Annotated in this window: 16 protein-coding genes; 13 read left to right on the forward strand and 3 right to left on the reverse strand. The window is 72.9% G+C overall.

Features of this window, described 5'->3' with window-relative positions; translation table 11 throughout:
- The first annotated feature begins 384 nt into the window (after positions 1-384).
- The 6 genes from ACZ4TO_RS03600 (at position 385) to ACZ4TO_RS03625 (ending at position 7,915) form a co-directional block, all read left to right on the forward strand.
- On the forward strand, positions 385-2,424 hold the full coding sequence (locus ACZ4TO_RS03600; protein ID WP_468023301.1) for a bifunctional aldolase/short-chain dehydrogenase: 2,040 nt from the start codon (positions 385-387) through the stop codon (positions 2,422-2,424).
- Positions 2,421-3,866, forward strand: a complete 1,446-nt coding sequence (locus tag ACZ4TO_RS03605) for a rhamnulokinase (protein WP_468023302.1) — start codon at positions 2,421-2,423, stop codon at positions 3,864-3,866. Before ACZ4TO_RS03600 ends, ACZ4TO_RS03605 begins: the two co-directional genes overlap by 4 nt.
- Positions 3,867-3,987: 121 nt before the next feature.
- Entirely contained in the window at positions 3,988-4,743 is a 756-nt protein-coding gene (locus tag ACZ4TO_RS03610; RefSeq protein ID WP_382779437.1) for a (Fe-S)-binding protein, read from the forward strand.
- Positions 4,740-6,218, forward strand: a complete 1,479-nt coding sequence (locus ACZ4TO_RS03615) for a LutB/LldF family L-lactate oxidation iron-sulfur protein (protein WP_468023303.1) — start codon at positions 4,740-4,742, stop codon at positions 6,216-6,218. The genes ACZ4TO_RS03610 and ACZ4TO_RS03615 overlap by 4 nt, the downstream gene beginning before the upstream one ends.
- Positions 6,215-6,895, forward strand: a complete 681-nt coding sequence (locus ACZ4TO_RS03620) for a LutC/YkgG family protein (protein WP_468023304.1) — start codon at positions 6,215-6,217, stop codon at positions 6,893-6,895. The genes ACZ4TO_RS03615 and ACZ4TO_RS03620 overlap by 4 nt, the downstream gene beginning before the upstream one ends.
- Positions 6,896-7,099: 204 nt before the next feature.
- Complete coding sequence (locus tag ACZ4TO_RS03625) at positions 7,100-7,915, forward strand: COG4705 family protein (RefSeq protein WP_382779428.1); 816 nt, start codon at positions 7,100-7,102, stop codon at positions 7,913-7,915.
- An 86-nt stretch (positions 7,916-8,001) separates the two neighbouring features.
- Here ACZ4TO_RS03625 and ACZ4TO_RS03630 read toward each other — a convergent pair whose 3' ends face one another.
- Positions 8,002-8,730, reverse strand: a complete 729-nt coding sequence (locus tag ACZ4TO_RS03630; RefSeq protein WP_468023305.1) for an SDR family NAD(P)-dependent oxidoreductase — start codon at positions 8,728-8,730, stop codon at positions 8,002-8,004.
- Between the two features lie 68 nt (positions 8,731-8,798).
- Entirely contained in the window at positions 8,799-9,536 is a 738-nt protein-coding gene (locus ACZ4TO_RS03635; RefSeq protein WP_468023306.1) for a TetR/AcrR family transcriptional regulator, read from the reverse strand.
- 89 nt (positions 9,537-9,625) lie between these two features.
- Here ACZ4TO_RS03635 and ACZ4TO_RS03640 point away from each other — a divergent pair, with 89 nt between their 5' ends.
- Positions 9,626-10,486 (forward strand): SDR family oxidoreductase, encoded by an 861-nt coding sequence (locus ACZ4TO_RS03640; RefSeq protein ID WP_468023307.1) that lies wholly within the window; start codon positions 9,626-9,628, stop codon positions 10,484-10,486.
- 118 nt (positions 10,487-10,604) lie between these two features.
- Positions 10,605-11,588: a TIGR01777 family oxidoreductase gene (locus tag ACZ4TO_RS03645; protein WP_468023308.1), complete on the forward strand. Its 984-nt coding sequence runs from the start codon at positions 10,605-10,607 to the stop codon at positions 11,586-11,588.
- 242 nt (positions 11,589-11,830) lie between these two features.
- Here ACZ4TO_RS03645 and ACZ4TO_RS03650 read toward each other — a convergent pair whose 3' ends face one another.
- Positions 11,831-12,796 (reverse strand): pirin family protein, encoded by a 966-nt coding sequence (locus tag ACZ4TO_RS03650; RefSeq protein WP_468023309.1) that lies wholly within the window; start codon positions 12,794-12,796, stop codon positions 11,831-11,833.
- 139 nt (positions 12,797-12,935) lie between these two features.
- Here ACZ4TO_RS03650 and ACZ4TO_RS03655 point away from each other — a divergent pair, with 139 nt between their 5' ends.
- From ACZ4TO_RS03655 to ACZ4TO_RS03675, 5 genes are all read left to right on the forward strand, one after another.
- Positions 12,936-13,466: a MarR family winged helix-turn-helix transcriptional regulator gene (locus tag ACZ4TO_RS03655; RefSeq protein WP_382779412.1), complete on the forward strand. Its 531-nt coding sequence runs from the start codon at positions 12,936-12,938 to the stop codon at positions 13,464-13,466.
- Between the two features lie 2 nt (positions 13,467-13,468).
- Positions 13,469-13,909 (forward strand): MarR family winged helix-turn-helix transcriptional regulator, encoded by a 441-nt coding sequence (locus tag ACZ4TO_RS03660; RefSeq protein WP_468023310.1) that lies wholly within the window; start codon positions 13,469-13,471, stop codon positions 13,907-13,909.
- Between the two features lie 171 nt (positions 13,910-14,080).
- Complete coding sequence (locus ACZ4TO_RS03665; RefSeq protein ID WP_382780798.1) at positions 14,081-14,428, forward strand: tetratricopeptide repeat protein; 348 nt, start codon at positions 14,081-14,083, stop codon at positions 14,426-14,428.
- Between the two features lie 211 nt (positions 14,429-14,639).
- Positions 14,640-15,299 (forward strand): peptide deformylase, encoded by a 660-nt coding sequence (locus tag ACZ4TO_RS03670; RefSeq protein ID WP_468023311.1) that lies wholly within the window; start codon positions 14,640-14,642, stop codon positions 15,297-15,299.
- A gap of 493 nt (positions 15,300-15,792) precedes the next feature.
- Positions 15,793-17,379, forward strand: coding sequence for an ABC-F family ATP-binding cassette domain-containing protein (locus ACZ4TO_RS03675; RefSeq protein ID WP_468023312.1), 1,587 nt, complete (start codon positions 15,793-15,795; stop codon positions 17,377-17,379).
- The last annotated feature ends 11 nt before the right edge of the window (positions 17,380-17,390 follow it).

Raw genomic sequence — 17,390 nt, forward strand, 5'->3', positions numbered from 1 at the left:
CGCGCAGTTCCCCGCGCCCCTGACGGGCGCTCCTCTTCCCTCTCGTCCGAGCGAGCCCGTGTCGCGTCTGCCCCACACCGTAGTCCGCGGGATGCGCGATGCGTCGTGGCTCGTCGCGCAGTTCCCCGCGCCCCTGACGGGCGCTCCTCTTCCCTCTCGTCCGAGCGAGCCCGTGTCGCGTCTGCCCCACACCGTAGTCCGCGGGATGCGCCATGCGTCGTGGCTCGTCGCGCAGTTCCCCGCGCCCCTGACGGGCGCTCCTTCTCGCCTCTCTTCCATGCGGGCCCGCGCCCCTGACGAGGCGCTCCTCCTCCCCACTCCTCCACGCTCGCCCGCGTCCCTGACGGGGCGCTCCCCCTCCACCTCTCTCAAAGGACCTGGAACATGGCACCCCATCCGGAAGCCGAGGCTTTGCTGGCGCGGTCGCGTCGGCTGGGCGGCGATCCCCGTAACACCAACTACGCGGGCGGCAACACCTCCGCGAAGGGCACCGACACCGACCCCGTGACCGGCGGTGACGTGGAACTGATGTGGGTGAAGGGGTCCGGCGGGGACCTCGGCACCCTCACCGAGGACGGGCTCGCGGTGCTGCGGCTCGACCGGCTGCGCGCGATGACCTCGGTGTACCCGGGCGTCGAGCGCGAGGACGAGATGGTCGCCGCGTTCGACTACTGCCTGCACGGCAAGGGCGGCGCCGCTCCGTCCATCGACACGGCGATGCACGGGCTCGTCGACGCGGCGCACGTCGACCATCTGCACCCCGACTCGGGGATCGCGCTGGCCTGCGCGGCCGACGGGGAGAAGCTAACCAGCGAGTGCTTCGGCGACCGCGTGGTGTGGGTCCCCTGGCGGCGGCCCGGATTCCAGCTCGGGCTGGACATCGCGGCGGTCAAGGAGGCCAACCCGGAGGCCGTCGGCTGCGTCCTGGGCGGCCACGGCATCACCGCGTGGGGCGCCACCGCCGAGGAGTGCGAGCGCAACTCGCTGTACATCATCCGCACCGCCGAGGACTTCCTGGCCGGCCGGGGGAAGGCGGAGCCGTTCGGACCCGTCGTCCAGGGGTACGAGGCGCTCGCCGCGCCGGAACGCCGTGAGCGGGCCGCCGCGCTCGCCCCGCACATCCGGGCCGTCGCCTCCCAGGACCGCCCGCAGGTCGGCCACTTCACCGACTCCGACGAGGTGCTCGACTTCCTCGCCCGCACCGAGCACGGGCGCCTCGCGGCTCTCGGGACCTCGTGCCCGGACCACTTCCTGCGCACCAAGGTCAGGCCGCTCGTCCTCGACCTCCCGCCGGCCGCCTCCCTCGACGAGGCGGTCGCGCGGCTCGCGGAGCTGCACGCCGAGTACCGCCGGGAGTACGCCGCCTACTACGAGCGGCACGCGCTGCCCGACTCCCCCGCGATGCGGGGAGCGGACCCGGCGATCGTGCTGGTCCCCGGAGTCGGCATGTTCTCCTTCGGCAAGGACAAGCAGACGGCCCGGGTGGCGGGCGAGTTCTACGTCAACGCGATCAACGTGATGCGCGGGGCCGAGGCCGTCTCGACGTACGCGCCGATCGAGGAGTCGGAGAAGTTCCGCATCGAGTACTGGGCCCTGGAGGAGGCGAAGCTCCGGCGGATGCCGAAGCCCAAGCCGCTCGCGACCCGGGTCGCCCTGGTGACGGGCGCGGGCAGCGGGATCGGCCGGGCGATCGCCGAACGGCTGGTGGCCGAGGGCGCGTGCGTGGTGGTCGCCGACCTCGACGCCCCCAGCGCCGAGCGGGTCGCCGCCGAACTCGGCGGCCCCGACAAGGCCGTGGCCGTGGCCGTGGACGTCACCTCCGAGGAGCAGATCGCCGAGGCCTTCAAGAGCGCGGTGCTCGCCTTCGGCGGTGTCGACCTGGTGGTCAACAACGCGGGCATCTCCGTCTCCAAGCCGCTCCTGGAGACCACCGCGAAGGACTGGGACCTCCAGCACGACATCATGGCGCGCGGCTCCTTCCTCGTCTCGCGCGAGGCGGCCCGGGTCATGATCGCGCAGAAGCTGGGCGGCGACGTCGTCTACATCGCCTCCAAGAACGCCGTCTTCGCGGGCCCGAACAACATCGCCTACTCCGCGACCAAGGCCGACCAGGCCCACCAAGTGCGGCTGCTGGCGGCTGAGTTGGGGGCACACGGGATCCGGGTCAACGGTGTCAACCCGGACGGTGTCGTGCGCGGGTCCGGCATCTTCGCCGGCGGCTGGGGCGCGCAGCGGGCGGCGACGTACGGCATCGAGGAGGAGAAGCTCGGCGAGTTCTACGCCCAACGGACCATCCTCAAGCGGGAGGTGCTCCCGGAGCATGTCGCGGCCGCCGTGTTCGCCCTGACGGGCGGGGACCTGACGCACACCACGGGGCTGCACATCCCGGTCGACGCCGGCGTCGCAGCCGCCTTCCTGCGATGACGGACCGCAAGAGCTTCGCCGCCGTCGACCTCGGCGCGTCCAGCGGACGCGTCATGGTCGGCCGCGTCGGGCCGGGCATGCTCGACCTGACCGAGGCGCACCGCTTCCCGAACCGGCCGGTACGCGTCCCGGAGGGGCTGCGCTGGGACGTCCTCGGGCTGTACGCGGGTGTCCTCGACGGACTGCGCGCGGCCGGGCAGGTGGACTCCGTCGGCATCGACGGCTGGGCGGTGGACTACGGTCTGCTGGACGCCGACGGAGCCCTCCTGGGCAACCCGGTGCACTACCGCGACGCGCGCACCGAGGGTGTCGCGGAGAAGGTGTGGGCGAGCGTGCCGGCCGCCGAACTCTACGCGGCGACCGGGCTGCAGTACGCGCCCTTCAACACCCTGTACCAGCTCACGGCGGCCCGCTCCTCCGCCCAACTCGACTCGGCCCGGCATCTGTTGCTCGTCCCGGACCTGCTCGCGTACTGGCTCACGGGTGAGATGGGCACCGAGCTCACCAACGCCTCCACCACGCAGTTGATCGATCCGAGGACACGCGACTGGTCGTACGGCCTCGCGGAGCGGCTCGGGATCGACCTGCGGCTGTTCCCGCCGCTGCGCCGTCCCGGCGACCCGGCCGGAACGCTGCTGCCGCGCGTGCTGGAGGAGACCGGGGCGAGGGGCCCGGTGCCGGTGACGACGGTCGGTTCGCACGACACGGCCTCGGCGGTGGCCGCGGTCCCCGCTACCGGGGAACGCTTCGCATACATCTGCACCGGCACCTGGTCCCTGGTGGGGCTCGAACTGGACGCGCCCGTGCTCACCGAGGCGAGCCGGGCCGCCAACTTCACCAACGAACTGGGCCTGGACGGCACGGTCCGCCATCTCCGCAACATCATGGGGCTGTGGCTGCTCCAGGAGTGCGTACGGGAGTGGGGCGGCCCCGACCTGGGTGAACTCCTGGCGGCCGCAGCGGAGGTGGCGCCGCTGCGGTCCGTCGTGGACGCGGGCGACACGGCGTTCCTCGCCCCGGGCCGGATGCCGTCGCGGATCGCGGACGCCTGCCGGGCCTCGGGCCAGCCGGTGCCGGGCACCCGCGCCGAGATCACCCGCTGCATCCTCGACTCCCTCGCGCTCGCACACCGCCGGGCGATCGAGCAGGCGCGGTCCCTGACCGGACATCCGGTCGACGTCGTGCACATCGTCGGCGGCGGCGCCCGCAACGAGCTGCTGTGCCGGCTCACCGCCGACGCCTGCGGGCTGCCCGTCGTGGCGGGCCCGGCGGAGGCGGCCGCGCTCGGCAACGTCCTCGTCCAGGCGCGGGCGCACGGGCTGGTCGGAGACCGCGCCGAGATGCGCGACCTGGTGGCGCGCACCCAGCCGCTGCGGCGCTACGAGCCGCGGGGCGACACGGCGGCGTGGCGCGCGGCCGAGACGAGGCTCGGCGCGCCGTGAAGCGCCGCACACCGTGGGGCGTTCGATGGAACGCGCCGCCCGGACGGCGGGCGCGCGCCGCCTTCCCGGCGTGCCCGCCGCGTACCCTGCACCCGTCCATGACCGACCCCGAGGAGCCGCGATGCGTGTCGCCCTGTTCCTGACCTGTGTCAACGACACGCTGTATCCGGACACGGGCCGCGCGGTGGTGAACCTGCTGTCCAGACTGGGGGTCGACGTCGACTTCCCGATGGGGCAGACCTGTTGCGGTCAGGCCCACTACAACACCGGCTACCGCCATGAGGCCGAGCCGCTGGCCCGGCGTTTCGCCGAGGTGTTCGGGGAGTACGACGCCGTCGTGACGCCGTCCGGATCGTGCGGGGCGATGGTGCGGGAGCTGTATCCGCGGATGGGTGAACGGGCCCGCGCGGAGGGCCGCGGCGACACGCTGGCCAGGACGCTGGCGCCGGTCGTGCCGAAGACGTACGAACTCACCGAGTTCCTGGTGGACGTCCTCGGTGTCACGGACGTCGGCGCGTACTATCCGCACACCGTGACGTATCACCCCACCTGCCACGGGCTGCGCGGCCTGGGACTCGGCGACCGGCCACTCCGGCTGCTCCGGGCCGTGAGGGGGCTGGAACTGCGGGAACTGCCCGGCGCCGAGGAGTGCTGCGGCTTCGGCGGCACCTTCGCCCTCAAGAACGCCGACGTCTCCGCCGCGATGGGCGCCGACAAGGTGCGCAACGCCGAGTCGACGGGCGCCGAGGTGCTGTGCGCCGCGGACAACTCGTGTCTGATGCACATCGGCGGCACGATGGGCCGCCTCAGGACGGGGATGCGGCCGGTGCACATCGCGGAGATCCTGGCGAGCACGGCAGAGGAGTCGCGGGCATGAGCGGAACGTTCGTCGGCATGCCGGCCTTCCCGGAGGCCGCGCGCGAGGCGGTCGGCAACGCGACCCTGCGCGGCAATCTGCGCCACGCCACCCACACCATCCGCGCCAAGCGCGCCAAGGCCGTCGCCGAGGTCTCCGACTGGGCCGAGCTGCGCGAGGCGGGCAAGCGGATCAAGGACCAGACGCTCCGTCATCTCGACCACTACCTGGTGCGGTTGGAGGAGTCGGTGACCGCCGCGGGCGGCGTGGTGCACTGGGCCGCCGACGCCGAGGAGGCCAACCGGATCGTCACGGACCTGGTGAAGGCGACCGGCGAGAGCGAGGTCGTCAAGGTCAAGTCGATGGCCACGCAGGAGATCGGGCTCAACGAGGCGCTGGAGGCCGCGGGCATCCACGCGTACGAGACCGATCTCGCCGAACTCATCGTGCAGTTGGGCAAGGACCGGCCCTCGCACATCCTCGTCCCGGCCATCCACCGCAACCGCGGCGAGATCCGTGACATCTTCGCCCGCGAGATGGGCGCCTGGGGCCGGCCGGCGCCCGAGGGGCTCACCGACACGCCCGCGGAACTGGCCGAGGCGGCACGCCTGCATCTGCGCGAGAAGTTCCTGCGCGCCAAGGTCGGCATCTCCGGCGCCAACTTCATGGTCGCCGAGACCGGCACCCTCGTGGTCGTCGAGTCCGAGGGCAACGGGCGGATGTGCCTGACGCTCCCCGAGACCCTGATCTCGGTCGTCGGCATCGAAAAGACCGTGCCGACGTGGCGGGACCTGGAGGTGTTCCTCCAGACCCTGCCGCGCTCCTCGACGGCCGAGCGCATGAACCCGTACACCTCGATGTGGACGGGCACCACGGACGGGGACGGTCCCCGGACGTTCCATCTGGTCCTGCTGGACAACGGCCGCACCGACACGCTCGCCGACGAGGTCGGGCGCCAGGCGCTGCGCTGCATCCGCTGCTCGGCGTGCCTCAACGTCTGCCCGGTGTACGAGCGGGCGGGCGGCCACGCCTACGGTTCGGTCTACCCGGGCCCGATCGGCGCGATCCTCAGCCCCCAGCTCCGGGGCACCGCGAGCGAGATCGACGCCTCCCTGCCGTACGCCTCCTCGTTGTGCGGCGCCTGTTACGAGGTCTGTCCGGTCGCGATCGACATCCCCGAGGTGCTCGTCCATCTGCGGGAGCGGATCGCCCAGGGCGGGCGGGCGACCCGGGAGGGCAACACGGTCGTCCTGAAGCCGGCCGGGGGACACGCCGCCGAGCGGGCGGCGATGCGCGCGGCGCGCTGGGCGTTCAGCAGTCCCGGAGCCCTGCGCGCCGGGCAGCGCCTGGCGTCCGGGACCCGCCGCTTCCATCCGCGGACCCTGCCGGGCCCCGGCCGGGCGTGGAGCGGGACCCGTGAACTCCCCACGGTTCCGGCGGAATCGTTTCGCGCGTGGTGGCAACGCACCCGGGGTGGAAAGGACATGACGAAGTGAACAGCAGGGATCTTGTCCTCGGACGGGTGCGGCGGGCCCTCGCGGACGTGCCCCGGGACGACACCCCGCCCGGGCCCGGACGGCCGGGGCCGGAAGCCCGCTACGAGCAAGCGGTCGGCCGGAGCTATCTGCGGGAACACGGCGCTCGGAGTGTCGCGGAGACGGTGGACCTGCTCGCGGAGAACCTGGCGGACTACCGGGCGATCGTGCACCGCGCCACCGAGGACGAACTGCCGTACGTCGTAGCGCGGTTGCTCGCCGAACGCGGGTCCCGGCACGTGCTCGTGCCGCCCGGGCTGCCGCCCGCGTGGATGTCGGCGGCGCAACCCGCCCGGGTCGAGGACCGTGCCGTGAGCACGCCCCGTGAGCTCGACGAGGTGGAGAGCGTGGTGACCGGTTGCGCCCTCGCCGTCGCCGAGACCGGGACGATCGTCCTCGACGGCGGCCCGGACCAGGGCCGACGCCGGATCACCCTGATCCCGGACCACCACATCTGTGTCGTCCTGGTCCCCGGCCAGGTGGTGGCCTCGGTCCCCCAGGCGATGGAACGACTCGACCCCGCACGCCCGTTGACCTGGATCTCCGGCCCGTCCGCCACCAGCGACATCGAGCTGGACCGGGTGGAGGGCGTGCACGGTCCCCGCACGCTGGAGGTCGTCCTGGTCGGGGGAGCGTGAACGACGCTTCGCGCGGCGGGGCGGCGAACCCCGCGCGACCTCCCTTCGTATCACCGGGATCATGGCGCTGACCAGGCGTTCCGCTGGGCCGTTCAGGTTGTGTTCAGGCTCGTCGCGGCTCCTGGCAAGTCCTGCTCCAGAAGCGTCCAAGCCATGGCAAAGCCCTCTGTGGCGCGAGGGTCCGGGCGTGTCATGGTGCCGCCCATGAGCACCGAGCACCTCCATCTCACCCGTCCCTCCCCAGCCGTCCCGCCCGCCGCCGTCCTGGCGAGCAAGGTCCCGGAAGTCACGTTGTACTTCTGGGTGATCAAGGTGCTGACCACCGGCATGGGTGAGACCGCCTCCGACCTCCTGGCCCAGCGGCTCGGGCCCGTACCCGCCGTGGGGCTCGGCGGACTGGCTCTCGCGGCCTCGCTGGCGCTCCAGTTCGCCGTCCGGCGCTACGTCGCCTGGATCTACTGGACCGCGATCGTCATGGTCAGCGTGTTCGGCACGATGGCCGCGGACGTGCTCCACGTCGGTCTCGGCGTTCCCTACGCGATCTCGACGCCGCTGTTCCTGGTCGTGCTCGGCGCCGTGTTCGCCCTCTGGTACGCGAGCGAGCGCACCCTCTCGATCCACAGCATCCGCACCCGCCGCCGCGAGGTCTTCTACTGGGCGACCGTGCTCGCCACCTTCGCGCTCGGCACGGCGGCCGGGGACCTGTCCGCCACGGTCGGCCTCGGCTACCTGGGCTCGGCCGTCCTGTACGCCGTCGCCATCGCGGTCCCGGCCGTCGCCCACCGCTGGGGCTCCCTGAACGCGGTCGCCGCCTTCTGGACCGCGTACGTCATCACCCGCCCGCTCGGGGCGTCGGTCGCCGACTGGATGGCGCTCGGCCACGCGCGCGGAGGTCTCGGCCTCGGCCTCGGCCCGGTCACCGCTTCCTGGACCGTCGCCATCGTCGGCTTCGTCGCCTACCTCGCCCTGTCCCGGCGCGACGTCCGGAACGACTCCGTGGGCGCGGTCCCGACCGTCTGACCCGACGGACGCACAGGACCGCGCGCCGCCTTCCTCGGTCCGCCCCGAGCCGGGGAAGGCGGCAGGTCCCGTTCCCCCGCCCCCGGTCAGGCGAGGGCGGTACCGGTCTCCTCACCCAGCGTGCGCAACAGGCGGTCCTGGAAGGCCTGGTCGTGCACGGCAGGATGCGCCTCCTGCCGCTGCCGGTGGTACCAGTAGCCGCCACTGGTCAGGGCCTGCGGATCGTCGCTCGTGGCCAGCCACACCTGTGTCCGGTGCCCGAGTTCGAGATCGTCGGGAGCCCCGGGGCCACCCATCCTGGTGGGCACCCAGCCCGGGTCCACGGCGTTGCTCGGCCCTTCGGGGCGCAGTCGGGCCACAGCGGCGGCGAGCGCCGTCACGAACAGCTTGCTGTCGGCGTACGAGCCGGGCCCGTCGCCCCGCCAGTCGATCCCGTCGGTGGAGGGGAATCCCTGGTAGTGCGAGCCGCTGCTCAGGTACACGAGCCGGCGCGGCCCGCGCAGCAGGGCCGTGAGCAGGTACGGGGCGATGATGTTGACCGGCATGACGGCGGGCCCGCTCCACACGCCGGCGTTGTGGATCACGGCGTCGAGCGGTGCGGCGGCGTCGAGTTCGGCGGCGACGCGCCGCACCGCGTCACGATCCGTGAAATCACCCACGACCAGGCCCGCCCCGCGGCCGACCAGGTCCTGCACGGCTGCCGCGCGCCGCTCGTCACGGGCGTGCACCACGACGTCGTGGCCGGCGGACAGCAGCGCGTCCGACGCGGCCCGCCCCAGCCCGTCCGCCGAGCCGGTCACCAGGATTCGGCTCACGTGATCGCACCCCTCTCGGTTCGTCGTGGGTCCATGCCTCGACGGTACGACTCTCGCGCCGACCGCGATCAGGCGCGCGAGGTGCCACCGTCCGACGCCAGGCGGGTGAGCCACTCGCGCAGCAGCCGCTGCTCGGCGTCGCTCAGGACATCGGCGTCGTCGGGGAGAGCCGCGCGCAACGCGCGGGCCGCGGCGGCAGGGCCGGTCTCGGTGGCGGGCACCGTCGGTTCGGCACGGGTGACGGCGGCGACCATGGCCTCGCGGAGGACGGTCAGCAGCTCTGGCGTGCGGCGTTCCGCGGGAGTGGAGTGCCAGGTGGTGACCGCGCCCTGCCCGGTGGCCTGGATGATCTGGGCGGCCAGTTCCTCGTCGACCCGCAGCCATCCCCCGGCCGCCAGTCGCCGCACCCGGCCGTAGAGGATCTCCAGGCCCGCACGGTGCGCCGTGTCCACGCCCCGACCGGTGGCTCTGTTCATCACCGCGAACAGCTCGGGGCGCGAGACCCCGAACTCCACGACCAGGTCCCAGCCGCTGCGCAGCTCCTCCACCGGGTCCTCGGGGTCGAGGTCGAGCCGCGCGCGCTTGCTCTCCAGGAACTGCCCGTAGCCGTGCTCGGCGACCGCCTCCAGCAGCCCCTCCTTGTCGCCGAACAGGCGGTAGATCGCCGGCGGCTGCATCCCGGCGGCGGCGGCGACCGCTCGGGTACTCATCGCGTCGGGGCCCCCCTTCTCCAGCAGCTCTACGGCCGCCTCGACGATGCGGTGACGAGGGGTGTCGGGGGTGTCGGGGGAGTCGCTTCTGACCATGTACCGATGATATCGAGAATTTGATTCCACTGGAAGTAGCGGTGTTATCGTTGAAGTGATTCCACTGAAACCATCGCCGGGAGAACGCCATGATCATCGTGACCGGAGCCACCGGAAAGCTCGGCCGCCGCACCGTCGAGCACCTCCTGGAACGCGTCCCCGCCGACCGCGTCGGCGTCAGCGTCCGCGACCCCCGCAAGGCCGGGGACCTCGCCGACCGCGGCGTCCGCGTCCGGCAGGGCAGCTTCGACGACCCCGCCTCGCTCGCGCACGCCTTCGAGGGGGCCGAGCACCTGCTCCTCGTCTCCCTCGACCGCACGGGCGAGGAGTGCGTCACCGGCCACCGCGCCGCCATCGACGCCGCCGTGAAGGCCGGCGCCGGCCGCATCCTCTACACCAGCCAGATGGGCGCCGCCCACGACTCCCGCTTCCAGGCGTGCCGCGACCACGCCCGGACCGAGGACATGCTGCGCGCCACGGGCCTGCCCTGGACCGCGCTGCGCAACGGCTTCTACGCCTCCAGCGCCTTGCAGTTCCTGGAGTCCGCCCGTCACACCGGCGACATCGCCCTCCCCGCCGACGGCCCCGTGACCTGGACCGGCCACGACGACCTCGCCGAGGCCACGGCCGCGATCCTCCTCGGTGACGCCCGCTTCGAAGGGGCCACTCCGCCGCTCACCGCCTCGGCGGCGCTCGACTTCGGGGACGTCGCGGAGATCGCGACGCGAGCCACCGGACGGCCCTTCACCCGCACCGTCGTCCCCGACGACACCTTCCGCGAGCAGGTCCTTGCGCACGGCGCCCCGGCCCCGATCGCGGACCTGATGCTGAGCATCTTCGCGGCGGCGCGGAATGGCGAGTTCACCGCTGTCGACCCGACGCTGGCCGAGCTGATCGGGCGCCGGCCCGCCACCTTCCACACCCAGTTGGAGCGCGCCTGGGCCGAATAAATCGAACGGGGCCCGCCACCCGAGCCGGCCGCCTCGCGCCGACATGCACCGGAATCCCGAGTTGAACATGTTCAAAACGAGGGACTACGCTGACGCCGAGGGAAGTTGAGGGGGTCCGATGAAGGTAGTGCTGCCCGGGGGAACCGGACAGGTGGGCACGATTCTCGACCGCGCGCTGACGGCGGCCGGCCACGAGGTCACGGTGGTGACCCGGCATCCCGCGCGGGCGCACGACGTCGGATGGGACGGGGCCACGCTCGGCCCCTGGGCCGCGGCGATCGACGGCTGCGATGCCGTGATCAACCTGGCCGGACGCAGCGTCTCCTGCCGCTACACCACCGAGAACCTGCGAGCCATGATGGACTCCCGGGTGGATTCGGCGCGGGTGGTCGGCGAGGCCATCGCCGCCGCCGCGCGGCCACCGCGCGTCTGGCTGCAGATGAGCACGGCGACGGTCTACGCCCACAGCTTCGACACGGCGAACGACGAGGCGACCGGGGTGATCGGCGGCACGGAGGCCGGGGTGCCGGACTACTGGGCGTACAGCGTCGAGATCGCGAGGAACTGGGAGCGGGCGCAGGCCGAGGCGCCGACTCCGGCGACCCGCAAGGTGGCGCTGCGCTCGGCGATGGTCATGAGTCCGGATCGGGGCGGCGTGTTCGACGTGCTGTCGCGGCTGGCGCGCCTCGGGCTGGGCGGTCCGGTCGCCGGCGGCGCGCAGTACGTCTCCTGGATCCACGACGAGGACTTCGTGCGGGCGGTGGAGTTCCTGATCGCCCGGGACGACCTCGACGGGCCGGTGAACCTCGCCTCGCCCGAGCCGCTCCCGCACCGCGCCTTCATGCGGGCGCTGCGTACGGCCTGGGGCGTCCCCCTGGGCCTGCCGGCGACGCGCTGGATGGCCGAGTTGGGGGCGTTCGCACTGCGCTCGGACACGGAGCTGCTGCTCAAGAGCCGTCGCGTCGTGCCGGGGCGGCTGCGCGCGGCCGGGTTCACTTTCGAGCACCCTGAGTGGGAGAAGGCCGCCACGTCTCTCGTACAGCGGGCCAGGCCGGTTCGTACGACCTCGGACCGGACCCGCGGATCGAGCCGGACCGTGTAGACGCCCTGGGGAGCTGTCCGCGGCCGGTCTGGTCCGTCGGCGGGGAGTTCCCGGCGGGCGAGGTCGCGGCACATCGGCCGACCGGCGGGCGAGGATGTCACACGTCGGCCGACCTTCCCGCCCTGCCGGACTTCCCCCCTGCCGACCTTCCCGCCCTGCCGAGCTTCTTGCCGGGCACGCTCCACCGGGGTGGTCTCACCAGCGCGCTCGCCGCCGGCGCGATCGCCCCGCCGGCGCTCCGGTCAGCGCACCCTTCCGCGCGGCTTCAGCGGAAGCGGGGGCAGTTCCGGCGCCGACAGCGGCGCGCCGTCGTACCCCCTCACCTCACCGAAGCGCGCACCCTTGGCCCAGTCGTCCCGGGCCTGTTCGATCTCCTCCTGGGTGCGGCCGATGAAGTTCCACCACATGATCAGTTCCTCGTCGAACGGTTCACCGCCGAGCAGCATGAGGCCCGCGTCCGACGTGGCGCGCAGCGGGAGTTCGGTGCGGCCACAGCCGAGGTAGAGCATGGAGCCCGGGAGCACCGGCACGCCGTCGACATGGGCCTCGCCGGACATGACGAGGACGGCGTACTCGAAGTCGGGCTCCAGGGGCAGGCGCACCTCCGCGCCGCTCGTCAGGGCCAGGTCGGCGCCGACGATGGGCGTGTACGTCGTGCCGGGCGAGGCCGCGCCGTCGAGCGTGCCCAGCAGGAGCGTGGCCCGCAGGCCGGGGGCGGTGACGACGGGCAGCTCGGCGTGGTGTTCGAAGTGCGGGTCGGTGTGCCGGTGACTGTCCGGCAGCGCGACCCAGAGCTGTGCGCCATGCAGCAGACGGGAGTGCGCGCGGGGGCTCTCCTCGGAGTGGCTGATGGCGCGGCCCGAGGTCATCAGGCCGAGTTCGCGCGGGCGGATCGTCTGGAGGCTGCCCGTCGAGTCGCGGTGCAGCACCTCGCCCTCGTGCAGCCAGCTCACGGTCTGCAGGCCCATGTGCGGGTGCGGCGGGACCTGCATGCCGGGTTCGTCGGCGATGTCGTCGGGACCGTAGTGATCGACGAAGCACCACGCACCGACCATGCGCCGGCCCAGGTTGGGCAGCAGACGGCGGACCTCGGTCGACTCGCCGAGCTTGACCCGGCGGGGGCTGAGGAGTTCACGCACCGGCTCGGCCACCACGAACCCGCGGCCGCCGCAGGGGGCGGGTACCGGCTCCCGATCAAGATTGCTCATGGCGCCCAACCTAGCCCCGCCGGAGGCTTCTCGTCAGTCCATCTATCCGCCCATTGAGGGGCACATGGCCCAGAACCGGCGCGGTGGACCTCCCGAAAAATAGTAGCCATGGACATAGTAGCCATGTACTGTTTCTTTCATGAGTACAGCGAAGCCGGTTTCCGAGAACGCGACGCCCGGATTCCTCGTCTGGCGCCTGTCGATGAAATGGCGCGTCGCGGTGGACCGGGCGGTGGGCCCGCTGGGCCTGACGCACGCGCAGTATTCGCTGGTGGCGTCCCTGTACGGCATGCACCGGGACGGACGGCACCCCAGTCAGCGTCAACTCGCCGACCACACCGGGCTCGAACCGCTCTACGTGTCGAAGCTGGCCCGTTCCCTGGAGACGGCCGGCCTGCTCGACCGCACCAGGGATCCGGCGGACCCCCGGGCGGTGCGGCTGACGCTCACCGAGGACGGGCGCGAGGTCACCCGCCGCGCCATCTCCGTGGTCCAGGGCCTTCTGGAGCGGCTTCTCGAACCACTGGGCGGCCTCGGCGGCGAACGCACACGGGCGTTCAGCGACGAACTGGCCGTCCTGCTCGACGTACCGCTCGACGCACACACCGCGGCCGGGAAGCGGCCCGGCGAGGCGTCACCCCCTTACGAAGAGGATTCACCCGAGGAGTAGTCATGACCACCTCTGTTCCCCCTGTCAACGGCCAGGTCATCGGCCTCGCCCACTACGCGAGCCGCGCCGCCCTGGAGCGGGTGCTGGCTCGCAGCGGCACCACGTTCGAGCAGTCGGTGGCCCTGCGGGCCGTGTCCGACAACGGCGGCACCGCCGAGGCGGCGCGGGTCACGGGCCGCCTCTCCGGCGCCCTGAAGATCGAGGAGTCGGCGGCCCGGCGGACCGTCGAGGAACTGACGGCACGCGGGCTCCTGGCGGAACCGGCGCCCGGGCAGGTGTCCCTGACGGACGGCGGCCGGGAGCTGTTCGCGTCGATCCGCGCCGCGGGCGACGCGATCGCGGCCCGGGTGTACGCCGGGATCCCGGCCGAGGACCTGGCCGCCGCCGGTCGCGTACTGGCCCTCGTCACGGAGCGGGCCGAGGCGGAACTCGCCGGCGCGTAGCGGTCCGGGGCGCCGGCGCCGCCGCGCCCGGGCTCGTCCACGGGCCTACGCGCGGGCCCGCGGACCAGGGCGCGGACCGGGCCGGGAATCGGGTCGTGGACCGGGCCGTGAATCAGGTCGTGGAATATTCAACCAACCGGCCCGGTTGTGGCCCGTCGAAGGAGGTCGGTGGTGGACACGACGTACTACGACCACGGGACGGCCGCGGAACGCTGGGAGCGGGCGCGGATGTTCTTCGAGGCCAAGGACTACTCCGCGGCGGCACGTGTGCTGGACGGGCTGGTCGAGGAGGTGCCGGAGCAGACGGGACCCCGGCTGCTGCTGGCGCGCTCCTACTATCACTCGGCCCAACTGCGCCGCGCCGAGGCCGAGTTGCGCACGCTCGTGGAGCTCGACCCGGTCGAGCACTACGCCCGGCTGATGCTGGGACGCACGCTCGAACGGCTCGGTCGGCCCGACGAGGCCGCGTCGCACCTGCGGATCGCGTCCGCGCTCGGGGGCGAGTTCGACGGGGCCTGATCCGGGTCTCGTTGCGGGTCTCGTTACGGGTCCCGGGGCTCTCACGGAAGGCCGGTCACCTCGGTGACCGGCCTTCCGTGCGTCGCGTGGGCGGACAGACGGGCGGCGGGGCACCGGACCGACCGTCGTGTGTCCCGAGCCACACGAGGAAAGTCGCGGCACTCCCCCGTGCCGCCTCGATCGCCCCGTCCCGGCTTGGCATCCTGGCGCGATGGCATCCGAACCTGACCGCAGCGCCCCGCGCATCCCCCTGAGCGACCTGGTCGAGGAACTTCTCGGCCACGAGGGCCCGTTGCCGATCGTCGCGGCCGGTGACCCCGTGCTGCGCCGGGGCACGGAGCCGTTCGACGGGCAGCTCGACCCGGGGCTCCTCACCCGGTTCGTGGCCGCCCTGCGTGCCACGATGCACGCGGCGCCGGGCGTCGGCCTCGCCGCACCGCAGGTCGGCGTGCCGCTGCGGATCGCGGTCATCGAGGACCCCGCGCCGGTCTCCGACGAGGTGCGCCTCGCCCGCGGACGGGTGCCGCAGCCGTTCCGGGTACTGGTCAATCCCGCGTACGAGGGGATCGGCCCCGGGCGGGCGGCGTTCTTCGAGGGCTGTCTGAGCGTTCCGGGCTGGCAGGCCGTGGTGGCCCGGCACGCCGAGGTGCGGCTGAGGGCGCTCGACGAACACGGGAAAGCGGTCGACGAGGTGTTCGGCGGCTGGCCCGCGCGGATCGTCCAGCACGAGACGGACCACCTGGACGGCATGCTCTACCTCGACCGCGCGGAGCTGCGCTCGCTGTCCTCGAACCAGGCCGCGGCGGAACTCTGGTCCCAGCCGACCCCGGAACACGCGGCCGAGACCCTGGGCTTCACCCTGCCGGACTGATCCCGAGGCTCCTCGCCGACCGCTTGCCGGGCCACCCGCCCGGTGCGGCGCCGGGCAGTCGCGCCGGGGCACTTACGCCCGTACCGGGTCCTCGCCAGAAGTCGGGGTGCGCTCGCCTCGATCCCGCGCCGGGCCGCACCGGGTGCCGTACGAGCCCCACGCCATGAGCCGAAGCCCGCTCGCCCAGGGGCCGTCTCAGGGCCCGCCCACCTTCCGTCCGCCCGGGCCAGGCACGCCCTCGCCGCACGCGCACTCGCCAAGGTGCCGTGACCCGCCCGCCTCGGCCCCGCGCCGGGCCACACCCGGTGCCGTACGAACCCCTCATCTGGTGCCGCCCGGGCCGCTCCCCCGGCCCCGGCGGAAATTCGCAGGCGCTCCAGCGCCGGTTTCGTTAGCCTGCGGGTATGTCTACGCCCCGCGTCTCTTAGCTCCAGGACCCGCTTCCACGCCACACGTGTGTCCTCGAGCCGATTGACTTCTGGAGCGTTTTCCCATGATCACCGTTCGCGGTGTCGACGTGCGCGCCGGTGCGCGCCTGCTGCTGTCCGACATCTCCTTCACCGTCTCCCCCGGTGACCGCATCGGCCTGGTCGGCCGTAACGGCGCCGGCAAGACCACCCTCCTCGGCACCCTCGCGGGGCTGACGCGGCCCGCCGCCGGCTCCGTCTCCCGTACCGGACCCGTCGGTCACCTCGCACAGGACCCGGCCGCCGCGGACCCCGCGGTCACGGTCACCGCGCGGATCCTGTCGGCCCGCGGTCTCGACCGTGCCGTACGGGCCCTGCGGGCAGCCGAGGCCGCGATGGCCGACGGATCCGAACGGGCCATGAACGCCTACGCGCGTGCCGAGGCCGAGTTCCAGGCACGCGGCGGATACGCGGCCGAGGCCGAGGCGGCCCGGGTCGCCGCGGGTCTCGGTCTGCCCACCCGGGTGATGGACCAGCCGATCGGCACCCTGTCCGGCGGACAGCGGCGGCGCGTAGAACTCGCCCGCATCCTGTTCGCCGACGAAGGCACCCTGCTCCTCGACGAGCCGACGAACCACCTGGACGCCGACTCGGTCCACTGGCTGCGCGGGTTCCTGGCAAACCGTCGGACCGGACTCGTCCTCATCAGCCACGACACCTCCCTGCTGGCCGACGTGGTCAACCGCGTCTTCCACCTGGACCCGCACCGCGCCACGCTCGACGTCCACAACACCGGCTGGGCGGCCTACCTCACCCAGCGCGACGCCGACGAGCGACGGCGGGCCCGCGAGCGCGCCAACGCCGAGCGCAAGGCGGCGGCGCTGCACGCGCAGGCCGACAAGATGCGCGCCCATGTGTCGACGGCCGTGGCCGCCAGGAACATGGACCGCCGTGCCGACCGCCTGCTCTCCGGCCTCGAACCGGTCCGGCAGACGGAGAAGGTGGCCCGGATCCGGCTGCCCGAACCGGCACCGTGCGGACGCGTGCCGCTCGGCGCGGTCGCGCTGGCCAAGTCGTACGGCGATCTGCGCGTCCTGGGCGGCGTCGATCTCGCCGTCGACCGGGGCAGCCGCCTGGTGATCCTCGGCCCGAACGGCTCGGGCAAGACGACGCTGCTGCGGCTGCTCGCCGGTCACGACGATCCGGACGGCGGGCGGGTGGTGCGCGGGCACGGGCTGCGCGTGGGCTACTTCGCGCAGGAACACGACACGCTCGACCCCGCCGGGACGGTCAGCGACCACCTCGCCGCCGCGGCGCCGCACCTGGACGACGGGGAGGTACGGCGGGTACTCGGCTCCTTCCTGTTCACGGGCGACGACGCCGGCAAACGGGTCGGTGTCCTCTCCGGGGGCGAGAAGACCCGGCTGGCCCTGGCGGGGCTGGTCCACTCGGGCGCGAACGTGCTGCTCCTGGACGAGCCCACCAACAACCTGGACCCCGCCTCGCGCGCCGAGGTCCTGGCCGCGGTGTCCACGTATCCGGGCGCGCTCGTCATGGTCACCCACGACGAGGGGGCCGTCGACGCCCTGCGCCCGGACCGGGTGCTGCTGCTCCCGGACGCGGACGAGGACCTGTGGAGCGACGAGTACCGGGAACTGGTGTCCCTGTCCTGACGCGGGACACC

Source organism: Streptomyces sp. NPDC028298 (assembly GCF_055565895.1).